This window comes from Vibrio sp. 10N.222.47.A9 (assembly GCF_963872585.1).
GTDB lineage: Bacteria > Pseudomonadota > Gammaproteobacteria > Enterobacterales > Vibrionaceae > Vibrio > Vibrio splendidus.
This window is the reverse complement of record NZ_CAWNBB010000040.1, coordinates 17,279-26,425: the sequence shown is the minus strand read 5'-3', so window position 1 is coordinate 26,425 and position 9,147 is coordinate 17,279. Positions and strand designations below refer to the sequence as shown.

12 protein-coding genes are annotated in these 9,147 nt (G+C 41.4%); 6 read left to right on the top strand and 6 right to left on the bottom strand.

The window, feature by feature from the left end:
* Positions 1-162: 162 nt before the first annotated feature.
* Together fabA and AACT19_RS11955 are read right to left on the bottom strand one after the other, a co-directional pair.
* Positions 163-678, bottom strand: a complete 516-nt coding sequence (gene fabA / locus AACT19_RS11960) for a bifunctional 3-hydroxydecanoyl-ACP dehydratase/trans-2-decenoyl-ACP isomerase (RefSeq protein ID WP_076646453.1) — start codon at positions 676-678, stop codon at positions 163-165.
* A gap of 70 nt (positions 679-748) precedes the next feature.
* Positions 749-2,401 (bottom strand): AAA family ATPase, encoded by a 1,653-nt coding sequence (locus AACT19_RS11955; RefSeq protein ID WP_076646451.1) that lies wholly within the window; start codon positions 2,399-2,401, stop codon positions 749-751.
* Positions 2,402-2,589: 188 nt separating this feature from the next.
* On the opposite strand from AACT19_RS11955, the gene matP reads away from it, so the two are divergent.
* From matP to AACT19_RS11935, 4 genes are all read left to right on the top strand, one after another.
* A complete protein-coding gene (matP, locus tag AACT19_RS11950; protein ID WP_004733655.1) occupies positions 2,590-3,045 on the top strand; it encodes a macrodomain Ter protein MatP in 456 nt (151 codons plus the stop codon).
* 23 nt (positions 3,046-3,068) lie between these two features.
* On the top strand, positions 3,069-3,377 hold the full coding sequence (locus AACT19_RS11945; RefSeq protein WP_019350839.1) for a DUF3634 family protein: 309 nt from the start codon (positions 3,069-3,071) through the stop codon (positions 3,375-3,377).
* A gap of 105 nt (positions 3,378-3,482) precedes the next feature.
* A complete protein-coding gene (locus AACT19_RS11940) occupies positions 3,483-3,791 on the top strand; it encodes a hypothetical protein (protein WP_029222397.1) in 309 nt (102 codons plus the stop codon).
* Between the two features lie 146 nt (positions 3,792-3,937).
* Entirely contained in the window at positions 3,938-5,158 is a 1,221-nt protein-coding gene (locus AACT19_RS11935; protein ID WP_004733658.1) for a hypothetical protein, read from the top strand.
* Between the two features lie 99 nt (positions 5,159-5,257).
* Here AACT19_RS11935 and AACT19_RS11930 read toward each other — a convergent pair whose 3' ends face one another.
* The 4 genes from AACT19_RS11930 to AACT19_RS11915 form a co-directional block, all read right to left on the bottom strand.
* Positions 5,258-5,860, bottom strand: a complete 603-nt coding sequence (locus AACT19_RS11930) for a DUF2971 domain-containing protein (protein ID WP_076646449.1) — start codon at positions 5,858-5,860, stop codon at positions 5,258-5,260.
* Between the two features lie 344 nt (positions 5,861-6,204).
* Entirely contained in the window at positions 6,205-6,804 is a 600-nt protein-coding gene (locus tag AACT19_RS11925) for a porin family protein (protein ID WP_004733660.1), read from the bottom strand.
* 149 nt (positions 6,805-6,953) lie between these two features.
* On the bottom strand, positions 6,954-7,502 hold the full coding sequence (locus AACT19_RS11920; protein ID WP_076646447.1) for a helix-turn-helix domain-containing protein: 549 nt from the start codon (positions 7,500-7,502) through the stop codon (positions 6,954-6,956).
* Positions 7,503-7,629: 127 nt separating this feature from the next.
* A complete protein-coding gene (locus AACT19_RS11915; protein ID WP_017082203.1) occupies positions 7,630-7,911 on the bottom strand; it encodes a hypothetical protein in 282 nt (93 codons plus the stop codon).
* Between the two features lie 131 nt (positions 7,912-8,042).
* On the opposite strand from AACT19_RS11915, the gene AACT19_RS11910 reads away from it, so the two are divergent.
* Both AACT19_RS11910 and AACT19_RS11905 read left to right on the top strand, forming a co-directional pair.
* Positions 8,043-8,219 (top strand): hypothetical protein, encoded by a 177-nt coding sequence (locus AACT19_RS11910; protein WP_017082202.1) that lies wholly within the window; start codon positions 8,043-8,045, stop codon positions 8,217-8,219.
* Positions 8,209-8,805 carry a hypothetical protein gene (locus tag AACT19_RS11905; protein WP_017082201.1) on the top strand — a complete coding sequence of 199 codons (597 nt, stop codon included), beginning with the start codon at positions 8,209-8,211 and terminating at the stop codon, positions 8,803-8,805. The genes AACT19_RS11910 and AACT19_RS11905 overlap by 11 nt, the downstream gene beginning before the upstream one ends.
* Positions 8,806-9,147: the final 342 nt, after the last annotated feature.

Below are 9,147 nucleotides of genomic sequence, written 5' to 3'. Positions count from 1 at the left end.
TAAACCGAGAGCTGGCTGATTAGAAAGTGATTTAAGTTGTTTCGCTGGTGGATATATAATTGATGAGAGTTACTTAGTTATATTCTAATGCACTATAACTAAATGTGTTGGAATGAAAATAAAGCAACCATTGGCTGCTTTATTAAAAATCTAACTATTAGACTAGAATGCTGATGTGTCTTGGAAAAGACCAACTTTCAAATCTTTAGCAACATAGATCTCTTTACCATCAACAAGAACGCGACCGTCTGCAAGGCCCATTACTAGGCGACGGTTAACAACACGCTTCATGTGAATTTCGTAAGTTACTTTTTTAGCCGTAGGTAAGATTTGGCCAGTGAATTTAACTTCACCAACACCTAGAGCACGGCCTTTGCCTTTGCCGCCAACCCAACCAAGGTAGAAGCCAACAAGCTGCCACATTGCATCAAGGCCTAGACAACCAGGCATTACTGGGTCGCCAGGGAAGTGACAGTCGAAGAACCATAGGTCAGGAGTAATATCCAGTTCAGCAAGAATCAAACCTTTACCGAAATCACCTTCAGTCTCAGACATTTTAGTGATGCGATCCATCATCAACATGTTCGGTGCTGGTAGTTGAGGACCTTCTGGCCATAGTCCGCCTTGGCTTGATGCTAGAAGATCTTCGCGAGTGTAAGAATCACGTTTGTTTTGCATTATCAATTACTCCGATTTTTGATAGGTGCATATTAGTGAACAGGTGTACGCTAAACAAGTCCGATCAGTACTAGACAAACCAGTTTTTAATGCGTCCAACGATTCCAATAGGGTGCTCATGTCTTTCAAAGTTTTCAATACGTTCCGCGATTTTACTCAGAACGCTTTCTTGTTCTTCGTCCCTAAATGGTGCGTTCATAATAAGAGGAATCGCTTCATCTACATTAGACACAGACCAGATATGGAACTCTTTGTTTTTGATGCTTTCAATTAGGTCTGGCTTCAGAGCAAGGTGTCTTAAGTTAGATCTTGGAAGGATCACACCTTGTTCGCCAGTTAGCCCATTGTGTTTACACACATGGTAGAAGCCTTCGATTTTCTCGTTTAGCCCACCAACGGCTTGTACACGGCCGAATTGGTCGACAGCACCGGTTACCGCTATTTGTTGATTGATAGGATATTCCGACAAAGCACTTACCAGAGAGCAAAGCTCAGCAAGGGAAGCGCTATCGCCATCAACCTCGCAGTATGATTGCTCAAACACAACAGAAGCAGCATATGGCAACGGATCTTCAAGGTTTAGCGCGCTGCTTACGAACGCTTGCATGATCATCATGCCTTTAGCGTGAAGGTTGCCACCAAGCTCTGCTTTTCTTTCTACATCGGTAATGTCACCATCGCCAAAGTGAATAACACAGGAAATACGAGCTGGTTCACCATACGATATTGGGTGTCCCGGTACATCGATAACAGTCAGACCATTAACTTGACCTACTTGTTCACCCTCAGTTTCGATGATGACTTGGCCATCTCGAATATCATCGAGAGCACGTTCAGGAAGGTAAGACTCGCGGTTGTATTTGTGTTGTTGAGCTTGGTGAATATGGTGAATATCAATGTCACCATTGTCCGCTTCAACTAAAGCTTCGCTCAATAGCGCATTGTGCCAAATAGGGCATAAAGGGATATAGCTCTGATCTTCAGTCTCACGCGCACCAGCGGTAAGAATCCCAATTAGTGCCTGTTGCGTAATGTATGGGAGGTTATAACGTTGCTGAAGCCATCTTAGATACCCAAGATATTGGGTCAAAGTATCGCGTGAAAGCTTAATATCTTGTTCTATTTCACTGAATAGACAAAACCCTGTTTGAATATCGCCATCTAGATAATCCAGATCACCAAGTTGAGCGCGGTCGCCGACAACAATCAACTTAATGTTGTATGTCAGTGCAGCGATAGGCGTTTGATTTAGATGCTCTGGAAAACTGCTAATTGGTTCGACTGCTTCACCGAGAAGTGCGGATTTCAATAACAACCAACTTCCTGGATTTGCAAGGATCAGATTCGCTGAGACAATGAGGTAACCATTGTTCGCTCTAGAAAGTAGACCTGGCTTTGTCGCTACAATTTCACCATTTTTAGACTGAACTTGGTCAAATAAAGCGGCTGCATTTAAAGATTCGGTTTTTATAACAGGCTGAGCATCGTCTTTTAATTCTGTCGTCAAAGATTCAACGATAAGTTGACGATAGATTGAGTTGTCAGGCGCATTAACAAGTAGAACTCGTGAAAGATTGGATAGGCGTACAAAACGGGTTAGCGCATCTCTAAATCTATGTTGAATATTTGAGAATGTGAAAGGAGAGATGTCAGGGAATTGCTCTAGTTGAGCGCTATATTCATCGTACTGAGGCGTTACATGTCGCCAATCTACTTGAGTCATTTAAATGTCTGATTATGATAATAAGGTAGGGAGTATATAGAAAAACCGAGGACTCATATAGGTCTATGTTGTAGTTACTAAACACTAAGCTAATATAAGTATGATCTTGGTCTATTCTTTCAAGACAACAATTGTTAAGTGACCTATTATGGGTTACGCTGTCACTAGGTTAACTCTCGAGATTAGACATGAAATATCAGCAGCTTGAAAATTTAGAATGTGGTTGGAAATGGAACTACTTGGTAAAAAAATGGAAAGAAGGTGATTCGATCACTTGCCACATTGATTCAAGTGAAGCTGATGTTGCCGTGAAAGCTTTGTTGGAGCTAGAACACCAACCTACAGGGGTTCTTGAGTGGATCTCAAATAACATGTCGCCTGAGCTCGATAACAAACTCAAGCAAGCGATCAGAGCCAAACGTAAGCGCCATTTCAACGCTGAGCAAGTTCATACTAAAAAGAAGTCTATCGATCTTGATTATCGAGTCTGGGAGAAGTTATCTCAACGAGCAAACGAACTCGGTTGTACGTTATCTGATGCGATAGAGTATTTGGTTAGCGAAGCGTCTCGAAGTGAGCAGGCCAGCAAGACAGTTACTAGCCTTAAAGAAGATTTGAGTAAGCTCCTTTCTGACGATAAATAACCGTCAACAGTAGTGGTGACATTATGATGTATGTAATCTTAATTGGTGCAGCGTTGGTTTTTTGGTTAGTCGCAGTTGATCGGCCGGTATTGAAAATCAAATTTAGTGACGGGACGATCGAACAAGTTAAAGGTCATCTTCCACCGAGCTTTAAGCACAACCTTCAAGAAATTGGCCACAATAATTCCTTCAAGGGTGAGTTGAAAGTGTATGCGAAGCGTTCTGGTTACAATCTCAAATTTACTAAAGATGTACCTAAAAGTGTTCAACAACGTATTCGTAACGTTTTTCCGCATAATGGATTTAAATCCAAAGGTTCAAAGAAAGCGTAATTGTCGAGAATTACGCGTTATCTGGTAAAACGTCATACTTAGTTAATTCTTCATCCTCCTTAACTGTAAGCATACTGTTCTCACCCCCAATAAAGAGAGAGCAGTATGAGATATCTATTATTCTTGTCGTGTTTTTTATCCCCATTCGTTTTTGCCGACGATGCATTGGTTAACCCCGTAGCCAAAAAAATTAAAGCCACAGTGCTGAAAGGGCTCAACAAGAGTAATATTGATTTTGATGGTTATTGCGACCTGATGATAGAAATGAAGCACTCTAAAGGTTATGCCAGAATTAAAAAGGTTAGGGCATCTGGCGATAGCAAAGCATGCAAACAAGCTAAAAAGCACTTACCGAGGAAGAAAAAGTTCAAATACAGCTTTCCTGAAAAGTACATCCGCCTCCATATCACATAATAATCCATGTCATGCACTATAACTAAATGACCTTAATTTTATTGAAACAATTACGTGAACCAATCTCTAATTTCTATTAATATTAGTTTTATTATAAAGGCAGGATATGCCGACAAAAGAGCATTTAGGGCAAAGGAAAGTCACTGTTGTTGTTAGCACATAAAAATTACCCCCCTGAAGTGATTGAGATATCTAGAAAAGTCTCAATCAATGTTGAGGCTCGCTTTAATCGGTGGTTGATCTCTCCGGAGTATAAACTCGAACAGTCTACGGTAGATACATTACTGAGTTTGGAAAATAGATACTGTGATAGCGTTATTTTTGATGAATCTGACCGCATATCTCACAATCAACGTATTTTATTGCGTTGTGAACAAGATAGAGTTAACGCTCATCGTGAGAAAGTCGTCGCGAAGCAACAAACACTGCGTTACGTGGTCGATGATGTAAGTAATGCAGCCTCGGAGCTTATGCTTGAGAAGCTTCAAGGGACCTTAATAAGCACATTGTTTTCAGAGCTACCAGACTACAACCAGTTCGCTAATGTTGGCTATTCGCCATCCTTAAACTTTTCTAAGCTTCATGAAATATCAGCTAAAAGTAGTGCATTGAGTTCAAGCTTAATCGAGTTTGTTTCCAATCGTGAGTTCACTGAAAAGTACGGTAAAAAATCCAAGGTAATTCTCGATCCTAAAGTTGCAGCGCGGCAAATAGGTATCGAGAACTGTCGTTTGTTGTTTCCATTGCTGATGAGCCAACAGCTTATTAAATGGAGTGATGGCAACATCAAGCACATCTCGCCTAAGGTTTGGCAGCATCTGGTAGTGACTTCAAATGCGACTCGAATTCGACTTCAAGAAACGTCGGTAAAAGATCCTAACGTCGGTATTCTACTTGGTGTTTTGAGAGTTCTGCCTTTATTCTTGATTTGTAACCACTTTTCTTCAATTTTTGAAGATGCATTGGTAAAAACGATGCTTGGCTATCGTGAAGCAAGTGACAAGCATGATGAATATTATGCTTGTACAGAGGTGATACCAAACACACAGTTTCTCGAAGTAATGGTAGAGAAATTGGAGCTTAAGCTACTAAAAAATCTCGTTGAATTTGTAGATTGGAGCCCAAGTAATCTGTTCATTAAGAGGGCGCTTCTAGAGGAAGTGAATGATATCCCCGTGCTTGAGCGAACAGTTTATGGCGCGGCTCTCGCCCAAGGTCGAAAGTTTTCTATTTTCGAAGCGTTGGATAACAGCGAATTGTTTAACGTTAAGCATCGCCCTTATTGGTTTTCCACAGTTCAAATGTCTATAACGACAATTGAACAAATGCAGGCTAGAGTGCCTGGACAACTGACGACGAACATGTAAATAAAAAGGGAGCCACATTAAATGCGGCTCCCTTTTTGTTACACTGCAACTTCTGATGATTTGCTAGTTTTTCAATAATAATCAGTTGGTTGTGTTATTTTAGCTGACCACTTCGAATGTAAACGACTCTTGTTTTGCTGTTGCGTGCTTAACGGGAATACCAAGGTGTTGGCAAGTCATCAGAACTTTAAGCTTCCTGTCGGCAGGAGCGTGTTCAGAGAGGATCACAGAACTTAGACATTCTCTATTAAGATACAGCTTATTGCCGAGCATCTCCTCATTAGGTAACACCCAGCGATATTCCTTTTCGTAACGCCAATTAGAATGCTTGATCTTAAATATTTCTGCTTCCAATTCAGATGTTTGGAATTCATTCAACGATTCTAAGTGGAACATGTTTGGGTCGTCTTCATACTGGACTTCAAAGCAATTGAGCTTGGCCTCACCATTATAACAATTGAGATCATACTCGATGCACATGCCTTTAAAGTTGTCGCCATACTGAGACCATAGTATTGGGTGGTCACTTGACTGAGAAAAACACACAACCTTGAAATCGTTCTGAAGTTCTTTGTCGAGCAGATGGTTAGACTCAAATGGGTTATTAAAGGTCTTAGCGTAATCAAACCATAACGAACATTCGGCAATAGATTGTATGTTTCTGTCATGGAGAGATCTGAACTTATAAAGTTTAGGCAACATATCAAACACCTAGTTTACAACATTGCTTGATGTTAACACTTTAATTCATAACTCATACCCGAATGCATAGCATTTGATTGCTCAATCACCAAATTTATTGGCACAACTGTTTGATAGATCAAAATTTAAACACGAAATAGTGACCGGTTTAAGTGGTTTATTTTGCATAAAGGCTAAGCTTTCAAGTTGTAGCTTTTTAGAAAGATACAACGTAACTTTATTTATGGTTGAATTGTCTTGTTAAAGTAGAGGTTGAGCAGGGAAAGGGTAAATAGGTGACCAAGATTAAAGCCGAACTTTAAAAGGACGGCTTTAATTGTATTGAGCCTACGAGTGAATCAAGTTTAGAAGTGGTACCTTGCACCTAAGTAAGCGGTTTGGGGTGACACGTCGATGGATTCTATTTCAACGTTTGCATAGCGGTAACCAATATGGATGTCGATGTTGTCTGTCACTATCGCACCAAGCTCAGCTCCAACTTGGTAGGCTGCTTCAGACTTAGAGCCTGAGACTCCAAAAGCTTTCGCTTCCATATCCATAGAGCCAACACCGGCTAATAGAGATACATACAGATCTAAGACGTCACCTTGAACAATAAACTTTGGTTTAATGTTTACGAAGAAAGCTTGGCCTTCAATATCCATTAAGTCGCTATAGCTAACTTTTCCGATTTTTCGGTGCTCGGCCTCTAGTCCCAGTTTGACGACATCGTGTGTATTGAATTCGTAGCCTCCAACCAAGTTATAGCTAAAGTCTGATAGGTCAGATGAATCTTCAATGGCGCTGCCACGATATTCTAATTCAGTTTCATTATAAAAGCCGATATCAACACCAGCATAAAAATGACCATGATCTCTAGGTGAGTTTTCGGTTTCACTAGCAAGCGCCTGCGAGCTGATTCCAAAAGCGGTGAATAGCGATAGGGCGATTGTACTGATTTTCATGTAAAGCCTTCTAAGATAGTAAGTTATTCAGTTCCAGAATATGTTAACAAACAGCAGGTACTCTAACTAATTGAAAAATAGTCTAAATATCTAATTTTAAAGACTTGTTGCTAATAGAAATGTCATTATCGCAGTTGTGAGACAAAGTACTACAGTCCAGACAGTAGCGAGTAGTATTTGTGTTGCACTGTAACTCTTTCATCAATGAACACCAATAGATATTTATCGCAGCGGCCTTCAAACCAGTCATGATAGGAGCCGTTAATTTGGATAAGTTCACCCAAGCAATCACGACGGTAACGAGGCTGATGGACCCGAGGTTTGCGTTGTGAATGTGGAAGCCAGGGTCCGTCGGCGATCATCCATTGACGGAGTGTTTCTTTAGAGACGGATAGATTGTGTCGTTCAGTCAGTTTTTCCAGAGCGAACGTTGGTGAGAAGTCAGAGTAATGCTCACGGATAAGTTTCAGTATTTCAATTCTGAAATGTTCTGAGTAGCGTCGATTACTTGGGCGTCCACGCGCTGCGTGTGTAAGACTTTGAGCGCCAAGAGAGACAAGTTTGTTTACCAAACGTCGGATATGACGCGCAGACAGATTCAAAATGATAGCAGCGTCAACTTGGCGTAGTCGTTTTTCACGTACGTCAGTAAGCACCTTGAATCGATGAATATCTTTTTCACTCATAGTAATAAGCATCCGGATAAATCCTAAGCAGACCAATATAGGTAAGCTTAGGAGGACATTTTAAAATGGCTCAAACCGGACATTACTATCTGGGGCTTACAAATTCAGTGCGTATTATGTATATGCGGGTAAATCAATTCTAATCTTTAGTCTCAGGCCAAGATTCTCTTAATGCATTGATAATTCTTGGCTTTTTACTCTTATCAATCAAGAGGCCAAGGACAACATTTTGATCCGATTCTTCTAAAAGATCCGCACATAGAAAGGCTGTTGACCAGTCTAGCATACGTTTCCCTTTTCTCATCGAACACAAACTCCCACAAGAAATCGATAACTTTTTCGCAAGTTGGTACTCGCTAGTCAGAGCGTACTTAGCTTTGACACGATTCAAAATTGCATTTGTGTAAGTGAAATATTCCATCCTGCAGCCTCCCAACTGAGTTCATACTAGGGCGGTTTCTATGAAAAATCATCGGTTCCCAAATTTGCAACTATGAAAAAAATTGTATTAAGTTGACCTCTATCGTGGTGTCACGGGTTTGTTGAGGTCATATGAAGAATTCAACATCGTCAATTGGTGGAATACTTGATGAAGCAGAGCAAGAAGCAAAGTCTGGTGAGTATTCTAATAGCTTAAGACTCGTGATTGTGTCACTTCGCAAATTGATGGCGAAGCCAGCCAAAGTACAACGAACTCTGAAAGCGAAAAGAAAGAATCATGAGTGTTAGGACTCCAATATCGAATATCCATCATAAGAGAAGTGCGCGCCCATTGGCTGCGCTCAATCGTGATCGTTGGAGAAAGCTGTTGGAGAACCCGTCCCAATATGACTATCTGTTGTCTCGTTCGGGCAAGTCAACGCAACGCCAATACTTAACCGATATTGGCCGAGTGATGGACTACTTGGTGAGTGAGTTGGAGTTTCGTACTTGTAAGGTAGGAGTAGTGACCGCGAACGGGTTCTTGCTTCGTACTTGGGCGAATGCAGCCAAAGGTACCGGCTTACCAGAATGGCGGGTGAAACAGTGCGTGAGTTACGCAAAAGATCGAGGCTGGATCACCTCAAAGCAACCTCGAGAGAACATCAATGGCGACTGGTATGGATTGGCATCCATTAAGCGCATCACCGACAAGTATTTCCGCGATCTCGGTTTGAACCTGGCTTACGCGAACGCCAAACAAGCCGCAACTAAGAACCTCAAGAAAATGGCCGCCTCAACCGGCGTACACATCCGTTATCTTTTAACACCCATCACTTTGTTACGTAAGTTTGCGCGTCGCAGTACTCAGCGCCACAACAGCACTGTGCCTTAAGATCAAAGCTCAAACTGTGCCTAGATCCGCCTGAACCCCGATTTTTCGGGGTTTTTTGTCTCTATTCCTATCCAATCTCATCGATTTAAGACCGTGAATTCCTCGTTGTGGATAACCGTTTCATTAACCGGTGTTTTACTGCGTTAACTACTCCATGAAGTCACGCTTTGAGATCGCAACGCATAGTCTAAAGACTAATGATCTATCTAAAGATAGATGTAAGGGAGAGTTACTGTTACCCCGTGAAAAACGGGGATAACTTATTAAAGGAAGCGGCTCATCGAGCTCGCCAGCGAGCTGGAGCCTTATTACGCGAGACGTTCGATAGCATAGCGATAAACA

What these genes read in the sequence shown, in the direction of transcription:
- AACT19_RS11940 (WP_029222397.1), top strand. Translation starts at nt 3,483, where the DNA reads ATGAGATATCTATTATTCTTGTCGTGTTTTTTATCCCCATTCGTTTTT.
- AACT19_RS11920 (WP_076646447.1), bottom strand. Translation starts at nt 7,502, where the DNA reads ATGCTTATTACTATGAGTGAAAAAGATATTCATCGATTCAAGGTGCTT.
- AACT19_RS11930 (WP_076646449.1), bottom strand. Translation starts at nt 5,860, where the DNA reads ATGTTGCCTAAACTTTATAAGTTCAGATCTCTCCATGACAGAAACATA.
- AACT19_RS11925 (WP_004733660.1), bottom strand. Translation starts at nt 6,804, where the DNA reads ATGAAAATCAGTACAATCGCCCTATCGCTATTCACCGCTTTTGGAATC.
- AACT19_RS11910 (WP_017082202.1), top strand. Translation starts at nt 8,043, where the DNA reads ATGAAGAATTCAACATCGTCAATTGGTGGAATACTTGATGAAGCAGAG.
- fabA (WP_076646453.1), bottom strand. Translation starts at nt 678, where the DNA reads ATGCAAAACAAACGTGATTCTTACACTCGCGAAGATCTTCTAGCATCA.
- AACT19_RS11905 (WP_017082201.1), top strand. Translation starts at nt 8,209, where the DNA reads ATGAGTGTTAGGACTCCAATATCGAATATCCATCATAAGAGAAGTGCG.
- matP (WP_004733655.1), top strand. Translation starts at nt 2,590, where the DNA reads ATGAAATATCAGCAGCTTGAAAATTTAGAATGTGGTTGGAAATGGAAC.
- AACT19_RS11955 (WP_076646451.1), bottom strand. Translation starts at nt 2,401, where the DNA reads ATGACTCAAGTAGATTGGCGACATGTAACGCCTCAGTACGATGAATAT.
- AACT19_RS11945 (WP_019350839.1), top strand. Translation starts at nt 3,069, where the DNA reads ATGATGTATGTAATCTTAATTGGTGCAGCGTTGGTTTTTTGGTTAGTC.
- AACT19_RS11915 (WP_017082203.1), bottom strand. Translation starts at nt 7,911, where the DNA reads ATGGAATATTTCACTTACACAAATGCAATTTTGAATCGTGTCAAAGCT.